Here is a 15,517-nt window from a genome sequence, read left to right as displayed (position 1 = left end):
CGTCCGTTCCGCGGCTCCGGCCCCGGCACCCGCTCCGCGCGGTGCCGGGGCCGGACCCGTCCGGCGGTCAGGTCACCCGGTACGCAGCACGGTGAACGCCTCGGCCAGCCGGCCGGCCGGCAGCCCGGCCTCGTCGGCCGCCGTGGTGAGCTGGTCCCGAACCCAGGTCTCCACGTCCATCCGCGCGGTCTGCGAGCGGTGCGCGCGCATCGCGGCGACCTTGCGCGCGTACTGCCCGGTGACGTCCACGGTGTGGTCCGGCGCCGGGCCGCCGGCGTACCAGATCTCCCGGACCACCCATGGCTGGAGCCCCTCGGCCAGCAGCTCGGGGTGGGCGCACGGGTTGCGCGCGTCCGGGTAGACCGCGCAGGTCGTGGCCTCGCCCACGGCGAGGTGGTCGGGGTGGCCCGGCCCGGCGAGGTGTTCCCATCGGCGCAGCGGCGAACTGGTCAGCACCCGGTCGGGCCGGTGCCGGCGGATCGCCGCGGTGACGTCCCGGCGCAGGTCGAGCGTCGGGGCGAGGGCGCCGTCGACGTACCCGTCGAGGAACTCCACCTGCCGTACGCCGACCGCGGCGGCCGCCGCCCGCTGCTCCTCCTCCCGCAGCCGGGTCACCGACCCGCGCCCGGTGCCGTCGCACCCGCCCGCCTCGCCCCGGGTGACGATCAGGTACGCGACGTCGATGCCCTCCTCCACCCAGTTGGCCGTTGTGCCCGCACAGCCGAAGTCGATATCGTCCGGATGGGCAAAAACTGCCAGCGCCCGGACGACGTCCGAAAGTGCGGGTGCGGACGCGGGGAAGCTCACAAGCGTCGAGCGTACGCCCGGGGTGTTGATCCCGCAGAACCGTGTCTTTCCTGCTCAGAGCAGTACGACCGGCACCGATCATGATCTTTTTTCAAGTATCGGCAACGTGGCAAGCAACTAACGGCTTGATAACGGCACCTTCACGGAACGGGCCGGTAAGTGTCACAGTGGCAGCACCTCACCCCTCGAGTGAGGCACTCCGTACGGCCTGACGACCACGGCCGCCGTCTGTGAACGGTGTTCCGTGGTGGTCTCGCGTGCGCGGTGCCGAGCCCGGCGGGCGGGGCGGCCCGGCGGATCGGTACAACATCTTGTCCCGTTTCACTGCGGTGAAACCGGCGTCCCGCGCTGCGGGCCGGCGGACGTGTCACCCCCTTGCGTGCGTGAAACCCACGACGGAACCAGGTTAGAAAGAGGAGGCCCCTCGGAATGAGAGTCTCGAAGCGGGCAAGCAGCGCGGTCGCGCTGGGCGCGGCGTTCGCGCTCGTCGCGTCCGGTTGCTCGAGCAGCGACAGCGACGGCGGCGACGCCGGCGCCAGCGCCGACGGCGCGATCACCATCGAGGGCACCCAGCCGGAGAACGGCCTGGTCCCGTCGAACACCACCGAGACCGGTGGCGGCAAGATCATCGACTGGATGTGGACCGGTCTGGTCGAGTACCCGAACGACGGCAGCGCTCCGCGCAACGCTCTCGCCGAGTCGATCGAGACGACCGACTCCAAGGTCTACACCATCAAGATCAAGAAGGACACGAAGTTCCACGACGGCACCGTCGTCAAGGCCAAGAACTTCGTGGACGCCTGGAACTGGGGCGCCTACTCGCCGAACGGCGCGCAGAACGGCAGCTTCTTCGCCGACATCCAGGGCTTCGGGGACGTCAACACCGAGGACCCGGACGGCGCCGAGGGCCCGCAGAAGGCCCCCGAGCCCAAGGCCAAGGAGATGTCCGGCCTGAAGGTCGTCGACGACTGGACCTTCGAGGTCACCCTCGCCGCGCCGACCGCCGTGTTCCCGACCAAGCTCGGCTACAGCACCTTCATGCCGCTGCCGGACGCGTTCTTCACCCAGGGCGCCGAGGCGTTCGGCAAGAAGCCGATCGGTAACGGCCCGGTCAAGTTCGTGTCGTGGGAAGACGACGTCCAGATCAAGCTGACGCGCTTCGACGACTACACGCTGCGCGACAAGATGAAGATCAAGGACGTCACCCTCAAGATCTACCAGGATGACACGGCGGCCTACAACGACCTGCTCGCCGGCAACATCGACTTCATGCAGCAGGTTCCGGTCTCCTCGCTCGCGGGCGACAAGTGGAAGCAGGACCTGACCGACCGGGCGATCTCCTCGACCACCCCGTCGACCGGCATCATCGCCTTCCCGATCTACGACAAGCGCTTCCAGAACGCCAAGCTGCGCAAGGCGATCTCGATGTCGATCAACCGCCAGGAGATCAGCGACAAGATCTTCTTCGGCAACCGGAAGCCGGCCGACAGCTGGGCCAACCCGCTGACCCCGGGCGCCAAGCCGGGGAACTGCACCGCCTGCCAGTTCAACGTCGACGAGGCCAAGAAGCTCCTGGCCGAGGCCGGCGGCTTCACCGGCGAGCTGGTCATGTACTACAACGCCGACGCCAGCCACAAGGAGTGGATGGAGGCCGTCGCGCAGCAGGTCAAGACCAACCTGGGCATCAACGCCCGCGCCGAGGGCATGCCGACCTTCGCGGTGTTCCGTCAGAACATCAACGCCCACAAGATGAAGGGCATGTACCGCGCCGGCTGGCAGCAGGACTACCCGGACGTCGAGAACTGGGTCAACCCGCTCTACGTGAAGGGTGGCTCCTCGAACGACGGTCTGTACAGCAACCCGCAGGTCGACGCCCTGGCCAAGGAGGCCAGCTCCGCGCCGAGCCTGGAGGCCGCGCACGAGAAGTTCGCTCAGGCGGTCGCCATCATCGACCAGGACGTTCCCACGGTCCCGATCTACTTCGGCGGCCAGCAGTCCGGTCACTCGGAGAAGATCAAGAAGCTCGAGCTGACCAACGTCGGCGAGCTGGACCTCACCTCGGTCGAGCTCTGATCCGAACGGTCTGACCCCGGGTCGGGCTCACCTACCGGTGGGCCCGACCCGGGCCGTTCCGTGAGGGAGTGTTACAACAGTCCCTCGCCACGTCCGTCATCCCCGTGTCGGCCGTCCGACGCGCCCCCTGTCTGGAGGACCACCCCATGGGCCGTTATCTGTTGAGACGGCTGCTCCAACTCATCCCGGTCTTCATCGGAACGACGTTCCTGATCTACTGGCTGGTCTGGTCGGTGCCCGGCGACCCGTTCGCCGGCAAGTGCGGCGAACGCGCCTGCCCGGACGCCTACGTCAACATGATGACCGAGAAGTTCAAGCTGGATCAGTCCATTTGGGTGCAGTACGGCAACTACATGCAGAACCTGTTCCGGGGCGACTTCGGGCAGACGTTCGGCGGCCGGGAGATCGGCGACATCATCGCCACGTCGTACCCGAACACCTTGAAGCTGGCCCTGGTGGCCCTCGTCATCGAGGCGGTCATCGGCCTCACCGCGGGTGTGCTGACCGGCCTGCGCCGTAACGGCTTCCTGGACAACCTGGTCCTGGTCTCCAGCCTCTTCCTGATCGCGCTGCCGATCTTCGTCATCGGCTTCGTGCTCCAGTGGGTGCTCGGCGTGCAGTGGGGCGTCATCAAGCCCACCGTCTCCAGCGAGATGCGCATCTCGGAGCTGATCGTGCCCGGCTTCGTGCTGGGTAGCGCCTCGATGGCGTACATCGCCCGGGTCGCCCGGACGAGCATCGCGGAGAACCGGCGCGCCGACTACGTCCGCACCGCGATCGCCAAGGGCCTGCCGATGCGGCGGGTGGTCGGGGTGCACCTGCTGCGCAACTCCCTCATCCCGGTGGTCACCCTGCTCGGCACCGACCTCGGTGCCCTGATGGGCGGCGCGATCGTGACCGAGGGCATCTTCCAGATCAACGGGATCGGTCGCCAGGTCTTCCGCGCGATCGTCACCAAGGAGAGCGCTACGGTTGTCTCCATCGTGGTGGTCCTGGTGCTGGTCTACCTGGTCATGAACCTCGTGGTGGACCTGCTCTACGCCGCCCTGGACCCGAGGATCCGCTATGAGTGAGCGCAGCGAACGAAACCTGGTCATTGCAGCGTGCCCGGGCACCCACGCCCGGGTCGAGCGGAGCGAGGTGCCGGCATGAGCGACCCCAGTGCCGCGTCGATCGTCAGTACGCCCCCGGCCACCGCGCCGACCGAGCTGGGCGCGCCCACCAACGCGGGCCAGCCGGAGAACGCCCGCAAGGAGAAGCCGCGCGGCCTGCTCGGCGACGCCTGGCTCATCCTGCGTCGCAAGCCGCTGTTCTGGATCTCCGCGACGTTCATCGTCATCTTCCTGGTGATGACCGCCTTCCCGTCGCTGTTCAGCTCCGGCGACCCGGCGAACGGCGACCTGAAGAACAGCCTCGTCGGCCCGTCGTCGGAAGCCTGGTTCGGCTACGACTTCCAGGGGCGCGACGTCTACGCCCGGGTGATCTACGGCGCCCGCGCCTCCATTGTGGTCTCCGTGCTCTCGGTGCTCGGCGTGCTGCTGATCGGTGGCGCGATGGGCATCATGGCCGGCTACCGGGGCGGCTGGGTGGACGCCCTGCTCTCCCGCGTCGCCGACGTCTTCTTCGGCCTGCCCTTCGTGCTGGGCGCCATCGTCATCCTGACCACCTTCAACGGCTCGGGCACGAGCAACAGCAAGGCCGAGATCATGGCCCTGGTGAGCATGTCCCTGGTCGTGCTGGGCTGGCCGGTCGTGATGCGGCTGATGCGCTCCTCGGTGCTGGCCACCAAGGAGGCCGACTACATCGTCGCCGCCCGGGCGCTGGGTGCCGGCACCGGCCGGATCATCCTCAAGCACCTGCTGCCGAACAGCCTCGCGCCGCTGCTGGTCTACGGGACGATCCTGGTCGGCTCGTTCATCGGCGCCGAGGCGACGCTCTCCTTCCTGGGCGTCGGCCTGAAGAGCCCGGTGGTCTCCTGGGGCATCATGATCAACGAGGCCCAGTCCCTCATCCGGGTCGCGCCGTACCTGCTCTTCTTCCCGGCCGCCTTCCTCGTCACCGCCGTGCTGAGCTTCGTGGTGCTCGGTGAGACGGTCCGCGAGGCCCTCGATCCGAAACTCCGCTAGGGGCGATTCAGTTGTCCGACATTCTCGTGTCCGAGCAGTCCGCGGCGGGTACCTCCGGTCGCCCCTCCGGCCGTCTGCTCGAGGTCGACGACCTCCGCGTGGAGTTCCGCACCCGGGACGGCGTCGCGAAGGTCATCAACGGGGTCACGTACCACGTCGACGCGGGGGAGACCCTCGCCGTGCTCGGCGAATCCGGCTCCGGCAAGAGCGTCACCGCGCAGACCATCATGGGCATCCTGGACACGCCGCCCGGTTTCGTCACCGGCGGCCAGGTCCGCTTCCACGGCAAGGACATGCTGAAGATGTCCTTCGAGGAGCGTCGCCGCATCCGCGGTGAGGGGATCGCCATGATCTTCCAGGACGCGCTCTCCGCGCTCAACCCGGTTTTCACCGTCGGCTTCCAGATCGCCGAGCAGTTCCGGGTGCGGCGCGGCATGAGCCGTGCCGACGCCAAGAAGCGCGCGATCGAGATGCTCGACCAGGTCAAGATCCCGAACGCCAAGGGCCGGTTCAGCAACTACCCGCACCAGTTCTCGGGTGGCATGCGGCAGCGCGCCATGATCGCGATGTCGCTGGCCCTGGACCCGGAGGTGCTGATCGCGGACGAGCCGACCACCGCGCTGGACGTGACGGTGCAGGCCCAGATCATGGACCTGCTCGCCGAGCTCCAGCGGGAGCGGCAGATGGGCATGATCCTGATCACCCACGACCTCGGTGTGGTCGCCGACGTCGCGGACCGGATCGCGGTCATGTACGCGGGTCGCATCGTCGAGGAAGCCAACGTGTACGACCTGTACGCCAAGCCGGCGCACCCGTACACGATCGGTCTGATCAACTCGATTCCCCGGCTGGACGAGAAGGGGCAGCAGCTCCGGACCATCAAGGGCCTCCCGCCGAACCTGATGAACATCCCGCCGGGCTGCCCGTTCAACCCGCGCTGCCCCATGGCGCAGCCGGTCTGCCGGGAGAAGATCCCGCCGCTGCTGCAGGTGGGTGCCGGCCGGGCCAGCGCCTGCCACTTCGCCGAGGAGCTGGTGAACCGTGACTGAGAAGATCCTCGAGGTCCGTGACCTGGTCAAGCACTACCCGGTGACCCGGGGTGTGGTCTTCAAGAAGACCATCGGCCAGGTCAAGGCGGTGGACGGGGTCTCCTTCGACCTCAAGGCCGGCGAGACCCTGGGTGTGGTCGGCGAGTCCGGCTGCGGCAAGTCGACCCTGGCCCGGGTCCTGATGAACCTGGAGCGGCCGACCTCCGGCAGCGTGCTCTACAAGGGCCAGGACATCTCCAAGCTCTCCGGCGGGGCGCTGCGGCGGCTGCGCCGGCAGATCCAGCTGGTGATGCAGGACCCGTACACCTCGCTGAACCCGCGGATGACGGTCGGCGACCTCATCGGCGAGCCGTTCGAGATCCACCCGGAGGTGGCGCCGAAGGGCAGCCGCCGGGGCAAGGTGAAGGAACTGCTCGACCTGGTGGGCCTGAACCCGGAGCACATCAACCGGTACCCGCACCAGTTCTCCGGCGGTCAGCGGCAGCGCATCGGCATCGCCCGGGCGCTCGCCCTGCGGCCCGAGATCATCGTCTGCGACGAGCCGGTGTCGGCCCTGGACGTGTCGATCCAGGCACAGGTGATGAACCTGCTGGAGCAGCTCCAGGGCGAGTTCGGCCTGTCGTACGTGTTCATCGCGCACGACCTGTCGGTGGTCCGGCACCTGTCGGACCGGGTCGCGGTGATGTACCTCGGCAAGATCGTGGAGATCGGCACCGAGGACGAGATCTACGAGCGGCCGACCCACCCGTACACCCAGGCGCTGCTGTCGGCGGTGCCGGTGCCGGACCCGACCGTCCGCGAGAACAAGGCGATCATCCGCCTCACCGGTGACGTGCCGTCGCCGGTCAGCCCGCCCTCGGGCTGCCGGTTCCGGACCCGCTGCTGGAAGGCGCAGGACGTCTGCGCCGAGCAGGTCCCGCTGCTGGAGATCCGGTCGGGCTCGGACCACCCGAGCGCCTGCCACTTCGCCGAGAAGCGGGAGATCGTGCAGACGCACGAGGTGTGACACCCACGGGACCGCCTGCCGACGTCACCGCGACGACGGCAGGCGGTCCCGTCGTTTCCGGGGCGGGCGCGGCGGCCGGCGGCCAGGACGCGACCACCGCGCCGCACGGTCCGCCCGCCGCGCCGCCCCCGTACGCCTCACAGGGGGCCGCGGCCGGCGCGGAGCAGCAGCAGCGCGAGCTGCGTGCCGTCGGCGCCGAGGGCGACCCGGAAACGCTCCAGGATCTCCCGTTCCCGGGAGAGCACGAGCCGGGTGCCGCCGGAGGCCATCCGGGTCGCCCCGACCTCCTGAGAGAGGCGGGCCCGCTCCTGCCACAGCTCGATGAGCGCCCGGTCGATCTCGTCGATCCGTTCCCGGATCTCCACGATCCGGGCGGCCGCGCCCGGCTCCGCGGTGCCGGTGCGCGCCTCCGGCTTCGCGTCGTCGGCGCCGCCCGCCGCGTCGACCTGGCCGGATGCCCCCGGGTCGGGTCGGCCCGCCCCGGGCCGCGTCAGGCTGCCGTTGGACTCCACCACGTCTGTCATCATCGGGTACCCCTCGTCGTCAGGTGCCCGGTGCCCGGATCCCGGGACGGAAAAGCCCCGGGCTCCAGGAGCCCGGGGCTTTTCGTAGGTCTGTTGATCAGGCGCGACCCACGGCTGCCGGACTCCCGGGGCCGTAGTAAAAGTAGAAGCGCTGCCCGAACACGTCGTCGAGTATGCCGACCCGGGGCCGGCGCGCGCAAGGATTCGGCCGGACACGTGGCCGGCGGCACGGTCCCGGCGCCGTCGGCGACGCCGGGACCGTGCCCGGTCAGCCGAGGCGGGTGATGCGGTCGGCCGGCCCGGGGGCGACCGGCTCGCCGGCACCCAGGTACGCGATCAGCGCGTCGACGTCGAAGCCGGGGGCCGTGGTGCGGCCGGTGCCGGCGCGCAGCTCGGTGAAGCCGTCCCCGCCGTTGGCCAGGAAGTCGTTCGTGGTGACCCGGTAGCTGGCCGCCGGGTCGACCGGCACGCCGTCGAGCGCCAGGGCGCTCACCCGCGAGCCCGCCGGGGCGGTGGTGTCGTAGGAGTAGGTCAGCCCGGCGGAGACCTGGAGGATGCGCTGGGTGGTCTGCCCGTTGAAGCCGACGAACTGCTGCTCCAGCACGTTGCGTAGCTGGGCACCGGTGAGCGTCTGGGTGACCACCAGGTTGTTGAACGGCTGGACGGTGAACGCCTCGCCGTACGTGATCTCACCCGGCGCCTCGCCGCCGGCGGAGGCGGCGTACGGCAGCGACGCCCGGATGCCGCCCGGGTTCATCAGCGCGATCTGCGCCCCGGCCGACCGGGTGTACGCGAGCTGCGCGTCGGCGATCACGTCACCGAGCGGGCTCTCGCCGTTGGGGCGGGCGTCGCGGACGACGTCGGCCGATACCCGTCCCACCACCCGGTTGGCGATGGGCGCCACGGCCGTCCGGTACTTGTCGGCCAGCGCCTTGGCGGCCGGGTCCACCAGGTCGGGGTTGCGCACGTACGTGCCCGGCGCGCTCTGCTGCCAGGTGCCGTCCGGGTTGCGGACGCCGTTCTCGACGACCACGTTGCGGGCGGAGATGCCGGTGAACCGGCCGGTGCGCCGGTCCAGCGAGTAGTCCACGTCGGTGATCAGCTGGCCGTTGTTGCCGGCGCTGGTGACGACGCTCTGCGCGCCGGAGGAGTTCGGCAGGGAGCAGGAGTAGAAGCGGTGCGTGTGGCCGGAGACGACCAGCCCGAACTCCGGCCGCAGGCCGCGGACGATGTCCACGATCGGGCCCGAGAAGTTCGCGCAGTCCGAGACGCCCGGGGTGGCCGGCGGCGGCGACTGCGCGCCGCCCTCGTGCACCAGCAGCACCATCGCCTTGACGCCGAAGAGCTTGAGCAGCCCGCCCCACTTGTTGGCGGTCGCCACCTCGTCGGTGAACCGCACCGAGGCGATGCCGGCCGGGTTGACGATGTCCGGGGTGCCCTCCAGGGTCACGCCGACGAAGCCGACCGGCACGCCGCCGACGAACTTCACGTCGACCGGGGGCAGGATCGGCAGCCCGGTCTTCCTACTGACGGTGTTGGCGGCGAGGTACGTGAACTTCGCGCCGGCGAAGCCGTCCCCGTCCTGGCAGCCGTCGACCGGGTGGCAGCCGCCCTTGTTGATCCGGATCAGCTCGTCGACGCCCTCGTCGAACTCGTGGTTGCCGACCGAGCTGACCTCCAGCCCGATCTCGTCCATCAGCTCGATGGTCGGCTCGTCGTGGAAGGCGGCGCTGACCAGCGGGGTGGCGCCGATCAGGTCGCCGGCCCCGACGGTGGTGGTGACCCGCCCCTCGGCGGCGGCCTCGGCGCGCAGCCGCTTCAGCCAGGTGGCGAGGTACTCCACCCCGCCGGCCGGGGTGCCGTTGACCACCGCGCCGTTGCCGCCGGGCGGGTCGATGGCGCCGTGGAAGTCGTTGTAGCTGAGGAAGTTGCCCTTGACCTCCCCGCCCGTGGGGGTGGCGTAGGAGACCGAGACGGGGGCGAGGGCGGCCCACGGGTCGTCGGCGGGGGCCGGGGCGGGCCGGGAAGCGGTGGGCAGCGTGGCGACGACGGCCAACGCGAGGGCGGGCGCGGCGAGGTGACGCAGCGCCGCCCGACCGCGCGAACGCGGCTGAGTCATGGTCGTTCTCCCAGTCGTGTGCGGGGGAAGGAGCCGGATTTTCACCGTCATCGTTCTGTACCCGGGCCGGCGGCACCAGATGGGACAGGGTGACATCTTCGTCTCAACCTGGCCCGCCCCGCCGGATCCTCCTGGCCGCCCTGCCGGATCCTCCTGGCCGCCCTGCCGGATCGGCCCGCCGCGCCGGATCGGCCCGCCCGGTCGCTCGGGCGGTCGCTCGGGCGGGTCCGGGCCCTCGGCGCGGCCGGTCCGCCGATGACGGCTCGGTCGCGCCGGGGTCCACGCGGCGGGGAAGTGTCCGGCCGGCGGCATAGACTCGCCGTGCGATGCATCCTCTCTTCGACATCCCCGTGTCCCCGCCCGCGCCGGCGCCTGCCCCGACCCCGCCGCACCGGCCGGGGTCCGCCGCCGCCCGCCTCGACCCGCAGGCCCTGGTCGAGGGCCTCAACGGGCCGCAGCGCGACGCCGTCACCCACGCCGGCTCGCCGCTGCTGATCGTGGCCGGCGCCGGTTCGGGCAAGACCCGGGTGCTCACCCACCGGATCGCCTACCTGCTGGCCGCCCGGGACGTGCACCCCGGCGAGATCATCGCGATCACCTTCACCAACAAGGCCGCCGGCGAGATGAAGGAGCGCGTCGCGCACCTCGTCGGCCCGCGTGCCCGGCTGATGTGGGTGTCGACGTTCCACTCCGCGTGCGTGCGCATCCTGCGCGCCGAGCACGAGCACGCCGGGCTGAAGTCGACCTTCTCGATCTACGACGCGGACGACTCCCGCCGGCTGATGCAGATGGTCGCCCGGGAGCTCGACCTCGACCCGAAGCGCTACCCGGCGCGCGGGCTCGCCGCCCAGGTCTCCAACCTGAAGAACGAGCTGGTCGACCCGGAGGAGTTCGCGGGCCGCGCCAAGGGCCCCAACGAGCGGGCGCTGGCGGAGGCCTACACGCTCTACCAGCGGCGGCTGCGCGAGGCGCACGCGCTCGACTTCGACGACCTGATCATGACGACGGTGCACCTGCTCCAGTCCCACCCGCACGTCGCGGAGAGCTACCGCCGACGGTTCCGGCACGTGCTGGTCGACGAATACCAGGACACCAACCACGCCCAGTACGTGCTGATCAAGGAGCTGGTCTCGGGCACGGAGGGGGTCGAGCCGGCGGAGCTGTGCGTGGTCGGCGACGCCGACCAGTCCATCTACGCGTTCCGCGGCGCGACGATCCGCAACATCCTGGAGTTCGAGCGCGACTTCAGCGACGCCCGCACGATCCTGCTGGAGCAGAACTACCGCTCGACCCAGACGATTCTCAACGCCGCCAACGCCGTGATCGACCGCAACACCTCGCGCAAGCCGAAGCGGCTGTGGAGCGAGGCGGGCGCCGGCGAGCGGATCGTCGGCTACGTGGCGGACACCGAGCACGCCGAGGCCGACTGGGTGGCCCGGGAGATCGACCGGCTGGTCGACGCCGACGAGACCCGCCCCGGTGACGTGGCCGTCTTCTACCGCACCAACGCCCAGTCCCGGGTCTTCGAGGAGGTGTTCATCCGGGTCGGCCTGCCCTACAAGGTGGTCGGCGGGGTGCGCTTCTACGAGCGCAAGGAGGTCCGCGACGCGCTGGCCTACCTGCGCGCGGTGGTCAACGACGACGACACGGTCAGCCTCCGCCGGATCCTCAACACCCCCCGACGGGGCATCGGCGACCGCGCCGAGGCGTGCGTGGAGGCCCTGTCCAGCCGGGACCGGATCTCCTTCGGCGCGGCGCTGCGGCGGGCGAAGGACGCGCCGGGCATCTCCACCCGGGCGGCCAACGGCATCGCGGACTTCGTCGACCTGCTCGACGGCGCCCGCGAGCTGGCCGAGACCGGCACCCCGGAGGAGGTGCTGGAGGCGCTGCTGACCCGCTCGGGTTACCTCACCGAGCTGGAGGAGAGCCTCGACCCGCAGGACGCCGGTCGGGTCGACAACCTCCAGGAGCTGGTCAGCGTCGCCCGGGAGTACACGGAGCGGATCGAGGCGACCGGCGAGGAGGGGGAGCGGGCCACCGTGGCCGGCTTCCTGGAACAGGTCGCGCTGGTCGCCGACGCCGACCAGGTGCCGACCGACGACCCGGACCACCAGGGTGTGGTCACCCTGATGACGCTGCACACCGCCAAGGGGCTGGAGTTCCCGGTCGTCTTCCTGACCGGCCTGGAGGACGGCGTCTTCCCGCATCTGCGCTCGCTCGGCGACACCCGGGAGCTGGAGGAGGAGCGCCGGCTGGCGTACGTGGGCATCACCCGGGCCCGCCAGCGCCTCTACCTCTCCCGGGCGGTGACCCGCTCGGCGTGGGGGCAGCCGTCCTACAACCCGCCGTCCCGGTTCCTGGAGGAGCTGCCGCCGGAGCTGGTCCGCTGGGAGCGCACCGAGGGGTCGTACACCTCGTGGGCCGGCGGGGGCGGCGGCGTCGGGGGCCGCGCGGACCGGGTGCCCGGCGGGCGCGGCGGCTTCAACGGCGGCACCCCCAAGGCCGCCCAGTTGGCGAAGCGGCTCGGCGTCGACGCCAGCCGGCTGACCACGGCGAGCGAGCTGCCGCAGGGGCCGAAGGTGTCCGCCGGCGACCGGGTCAACCACCAGCGCTACGGCCTGGGGCGGGTGCTCGCGGTGGAGGGGCACGGCCCGGGCGCCCGGGCGCAGATCGACTTCGGCGACCAGACGATGTGGCTGGTGCTGCGGCACGCGCCGATCGACAAGCTCTGAGACGGCCACGGCCCGGCCCGGCGGCGCGCCGGACCGGGCCGTCCCGGTCGGGTACGGGTCAGCAGGCCACGTCGATGCCCCGGGCGCGCAGGAACGGCGCCGGGTCGATCTGGTTCCACATCTGGCCCTGGTGGACCTCGAAGTGCAGGTGCGGCCCGGTCGAGTCGCCGGTGGAGCCCTCCAGGCCGATGGTCTCGCCGGCGCCCACCTTGTCGCCCACGCCCACCTTGGCGGTGCTGAGGTGGGCGTAGTGGGTCAGGTAGCCGTTGCCGTGGTCGACGACGACGGAGATGCCGTACCCGTCGCCGACGTCGCCGGCCTTGGTGACCGTGCCGCCGAAGGCGGCGCGGACCGGGGTGCCGGCGGGCAGCGCGAAGTCGATGCCGGCGTGCAGGGTGCCCCAGCGCGGGCCGTAGCAGGAGGTGATCGCGGCGCCCTTCATCGGGACGACCCAGCTCGGCTTCGGCTCGCTGGTCTTCTTCGGCGTCGGCTTGGCGGTGGTCGCCTTCGGGCTGGGCTTCGCCGACGGGCTGGCCGTCGTGGGGCTCGGCGTCGGGCTGGCCGGGGCGGCCGACTCGCGCGCGGACCGGTCGGCGCGGTCGGCGGCCTCGGCGCGGGCCTGCGCGTCGAGGGAGACGGCGGCCGGGACGGAGGGCTCGTCGTTGCCGGTGGCCGCGAAGGCGGCGCCGCCGAGACCGAGGCCGACCAGGGCCGCCGCGGCGACGATCACTCGGGTGCGGCCGCCGGCCCGCAGCCGGTGCCGGGCGGGGGCGTCGGGGGTGTTCTCGTTCTGAATGTCTTCCTGCACGGCGGACCTTCGCTGATCGAGGGGGCACTTGACCTCGAAATACTGGTGTCGGCGGGGTCGGCAGCGGGTAGGGGGACCGGGTCGGGACGGAGCGACGGTGGCCGGTGCCGTCCGTTAACTCCCAACTTGGGCCTTTGATAGCGATAAGTGATCATGGTCGGCCGTGGCGCCGGTCACATCCGCGCCTGTGACCCGGTAGACTTTCGCCTGTCGCCGGCCGACGAAAAACCGCCCGGATCGACAGATCCGGGCGGTCAACGGTCGGTACGTGGCGTCAGGAGGCGGCTACTTCGCCGTTAGAATGCCTCGGTTTGTAGCTTGATGTCCACGTTGCGCTCCTGGAGCCACGGCACCGGGTCGAGCGGCTCGCCCTTGACATGCACCTCCAGGTGCAGGTGGGAGCCGTAGGAGTGGCCGGTGTTGCCGACCAGGCCGAGCTGGTCGCCCGCCTTGACCTGCTGCCCCTCCTGCACGCTCAGCGCGGAGGAGTGGCCGTAGATCGCCTCGCTGCCGTCGGCGTGCTGGACGATCACGGTGTAGCCGTAGCCGCCGAACCAGCCGGCCTTCGTGACCGTGCCGGCGTGGATGGCGACGTAGGGCGTGCCCTCGGCGGCGACCAGGTCGATGCCGGTGTGCAGCTTGCCCCAGCGCATGCCGTAGGGGGTGTTGAACTCGTAGTCCTGGAGGGGGAGCCGACAGACCTCGGTCTCGGCGGTCTCCTTGGCCCCGGCGCGGTCGCTGTCGCGAGAGGCGCGGTCGGCGGAGTCGGCGCGGGCCGCGGCGTCCTGGTTGACGGTCGAGGCGGCCTTGAGCTCGTCGAGGACCGACGGGCTGACGCTCTTGGCGTCCGGCATGGCTCCCGCGCCGAGAGCGACGATGCCGGCCCCGACGAACGCGGTGGTGACGACGGCGGCGTAGCGGCTACGCGGGGGGGTGGGTACGCGGCGGCGACCGCGATATCGATCGGGCTCAGACGACAGGCGCTGGCGCACGCACACCCTCCGTTGTCGGGGATCCGATGCGGCTTCCTCGACGCTCGTGAAGCTCCGATGAACGTCGGCTGGCCGCGTCGTCACCCGTCCGTGGACCTGATGACAACCGTGGACACGTTAGCCAACCACCAGGCCCGTCACAAGCCGAAGCGCCGAATTGCTACTGCGTTCTGTCCCTTTGCGTCCGTGATTGTCATGCCTCGTTCCCGTCGAACGGCGCCCCCGTAACTGCCCGTTCGTCGCGCAGCGTGACCGAACGGCGGAGTCGTCCGGCTTGACGGCGTTGATCATCTACGGCAGGCGTACCGTCTGCGGCGGCAGCCTCCCCCGGGTGCCGCCGGCCGGTGTGCCGTGCGCTTCGCCGCCCGGATTTCCCGGGCCGGGCGGGGCGGGTTACCGTTCGTTCAGGTGAAGCCGCGGAGCCGGTGAAAGGGATGCGCAGATGAGCTCTCGTGTTCGGGTCGTCGTCGCCAAGCCGGGCCTGGACGGCCACGACCGTGGCGCCAAGGTCGTCGCGCGTGCCCTCCGGGACGCCGGTATGGAGGTCATCTACACCGGCCTGCACCAGACCCCGGAGCAGATCGTGGAAACCGCGATCCAGGAGGACGCCGACGCGGTCGGTCTCTCCGTGCTGTCCGGGGCGCACATGACGCTCTTCCGGCGGGTGGTGGAGCTGCTCGGCGAGCGGGACGCCCGCGACATCGTCGTCTTCGGCGGCGGCATCATTCCCGACGCGGACATCCCCGAGTTGCAGAAGCTGGGCGTCGCCAAGATCTTCACGCCGGGCGCCACCACCGCCTCGATCGTGGAGTGGGTCCGGGAGAACGTCGCGCAGCCGGTCGCCTGACTGTCGGTCGGCATCCCGCCAGAGGGCGAGGATGCGCTGTTCGCGGACTCAGGCGGTCGACGGGTCACGGACGACTCGGGCCGGTCGACGGCTGACGTCGGACAGGGGGAGGGGCCGGACGCACCCCTCACACGTCCGGCCCCTCTATGCACGATGCCCCGCCGCCACCCCTCGACCGACAGGGCATCGGCCGTCTCCCGTCGCCGCGCTGCATCAGCGCTCCGACACCTGACTCAACGACGCCCCCGCGGAGGGGTTACGCAGCCCGGACAACATCGTCCGGACGGCTGACGTCGGGGGCCGAAGTCGCGGAAAGGCCGCGCGACGCCGCCGGCTGTGCATTACCGCACACCGCGCACCCGCTCGGTTGCGGCCGGTGTCCACCTCGCTAGGCTGCGCCCAATGGCCTGTTTCAACTGATGACAGGCGTCAAA

Annotated in this window: 12 protein-coding genes; 7 read left to right on the top strand and 5 right to left on the bottom strand. The window is 70.7% G+C overall.

Features of this window, described 5'->3' with window-relative positions; all coding sequences use genetic code 11:
• Positions 1-72: 72 nt before the first annotated feature.
• A complete protein-coding gene (locus ACZ6Q9_RS05795) occupies positions 73-807 on the bottom strand; it encodes a PIG-L deacetylase family protein (protein WP_393261488.1) in 735 nt (244 codons plus the stop codon).
• A 429-nt stretch (positions 808-1,236) separates the two neighbouring features.
• Between ACZ6Q9_RS05795 and ACZ6Q9_RS05790 the strand changes: the two genes are divergently transcribed.
• The 5 genes from ACZ6Q9_RS05790 (at position 1,237) to ACZ6Q9_RS05770 (ending at position 7,061) form a co-directional block, all read left to right on the top strand.
• Positions 1,237-2,880, top strand: coding sequence for a peptide ABC transporter substrate-binding protein (locus tag ACZ6Q9_RS05790; protein WP_393450626.1), 1,644 nt, complete (start codon positions 1,237-1,239; stop codon positions 2,878-2,880).
• Positions 2,881-3,026: 146 nt separating this feature from the next.
• Positions 3,027-3,953, top strand: coding sequence for an ABC transporter permease (locus tag ACZ6Q9_RS05785; RefSeq protein WP_357455435.1), 927 nt, complete (start codon positions 3,027-3,029; stop codon positions 3,951-3,953).
• A gap of 75 nt (positions 3,954-4,028) precedes the next feature.
• Positions 4,029-5,006: an ABC transporter permease gene (locus ACZ6Q9_RS05780; RefSeq protein WP_350704004.1), complete on the top strand. Its 978-nt coding sequence runs from the start codon at positions 4,029-4,031 to the stop codon at positions 5,004-5,006.
• Between the two features lie 26 nt (positions 5,007-5,032).
• A complete protein-coding gene (locus ACZ6Q9_RS05775) occupies positions 5,033-6,055 on the top strand; it encodes an ABC transporter ATP-binding protein (RefSeq protein WP_393261696.1) in 1,023 nt (340 codons plus the stop codon).
• Positions 6,048-7,061: an ABC transporter ATP-binding protein gene (locus tag ACZ6Q9_RS05770; protein WP_393261481.1), complete on the top strand. Its 1,014-nt coding sequence runs from the start codon at positions 6,048-6,050 to the stop codon at positions 7,059-7,061. Before ACZ6Q9_RS05775 ends, ACZ6Q9_RS05770 begins: the two co-directional genes overlap by 8 nt.
• Positions 7,062-7,198: 137 nt before the next feature.
• On the opposite strand, the gene ACZ6Q9_RS05765 is transcribed toward ACZ6Q9_RS05770, so the two are convergent.
• Together ACZ6Q9_RS05765 and ACZ6Q9_RS05760 are read right to left on the bottom strand one after the other, a co-directional pair.
• A complete protein-coding gene (locus ACZ6Q9_RS05765; RefSeq protein ID WP_393261478.1) occupies positions 7,199-7,588 on the bottom strand; it encodes a chorismate mutase in 390 nt (129 codons plus the stop codon).
• Between the two features lie 265 nt (positions 7,589-7,853).
• On the bottom strand, positions 7,854-9,704 hold the full coding sequence (locus ACZ6Q9_RS05760) for a bifunctional metallophosphatase/5'-nucleotidase (protein WP_393261475.1): 1,851 nt from the start codon (positions 9,702-9,704) through the stop codon (positions 7,854-7,856).
• 326 nt (positions 9,705-10,030) lie between these two features.
• On the opposite strand from ACZ6Q9_RS05760, the gene pcrA reads away from it, so the two are divergent.
• Positions 10,031-12,436: a DNA helicase PcrA gene (gene pcrA, locus ACZ6Q9_RS05755; protein WP_393261472.1), complete on the top strand. Its 2,406-nt coding sequence runs from the start codon at positions 10,031-10,033 to the stop codon at positions 12,434-12,436.
• Between the two features lie 58 nt (positions 12,437-12,494).
• Here the strand turns inward: pcrA and ACZ6Q9_RS05750 are convergent, their stop codons facing one another.
• Positions 12,495-13,244 carry a M23 family metallopeptidase gene (locus ACZ6Q9_RS05750; protein ID WP_396827944.1) on the bottom strand — a complete coding sequence of 250 codons (750 nt, stop codon included), beginning with the start codon at positions 13,242-13,244 and terminating at the stop codon, positions 12,495-12,497.
• A gap of 296 nt (positions 13,245-13,540) precedes the next feature.
• Positions 13,541-14,236 carry a M23 family metallopeptidase gene (locus ACZ6Q9_RS05745; protein ID WP_393261466.1) on the bottom strand — a complete coding sequence of 232 codons (696 nt, stop codon included), beginning with the start codon at positions 14,234-14,236 and terminating at the stop codon, positions 13,541-13,543.
• A gap of 442 nt (positions 14,237-14,678) precedes the next feature.
• On the opposite strand from ACZ6Q9_RS05745, the gene ACZ6Q9_RS05740 reads away from it, so the two are divergent.
• On the top strand, positions 14,679-15,083 hold the full coding sequence (locus tag ACZ6Q9_RS05740) for a cobalamin B12-binding domain-containing protein (RefSeq protein ID WP_350684229.1): 405 nt from the start codon (positions 14,679-14,681) through the stop codon (positions 15,081-15,083).
• The last annotated feature ends 434 nt before the right edge of the window (positions 15,084-15,517 follow it).

It is taken from the genome of Micromonospora sp. NPDC049139 (assembly GCF_055586845.1).
This window is presented reverse-complemented; position numbering and strand designations above follow the sequence as displayed.

Bases quoted from the DNA above. Each gene is read 5' to 3' on its own strand.
- ACZ6Q9_RS05790 (WP_393450626.1), top strand. From the start codon at position 1,237: ATGAGAGTCTCGAAGCGGGCAAGCAGCGCGGTCGCGCTGGGCGCGGCG.
- ACZ6Q9_RS05780 (WP_350704004.1), top strand. From the start codon at position 4,029: ATGAGCGACCCCAGTGCCGCGTCGATCGTCAGTACGCCCCCGGCCACC.
- ACZ6Q9_RS05740 (WP_350684229.1), top strand. From the start codon at position 14,679: ATGAGCTCTCGTGTTCGGGTCGTCGTCGCCAAGCCGGGCCTGGACGGC.
- ACZ6Q9_RS05785 (WP_357455435.1), top strand. From the start codon at position 3,027: ATGGGCCGTTATCTGTTGAGACGGCTGCTCCAACTCATCCCGGTCTTC.
- ACZ6Q9_RS05760 (WP_393261475.1), bottom strand. From the start codon at position 9,704: ATGACTCAGCCGCGTTCGCGCGGTCGGGCGGCGCTGCGTCACCTCGCC.
- pcrA (WP_393261472.1), top strand. From the start codon at position 10,031: ATGCATCCTCTCTTCGACATCCCCGTGTCCCCGCCCGCGCCGGCGCCT.
- ACZ6Q9_RS05765 (WP_393261478.1), bottom strand. From the start codon at position 7,588: ATGATGACAGACGTGGTGGAGTCCAACGGCAGCCTGACGCGGCCCGGG.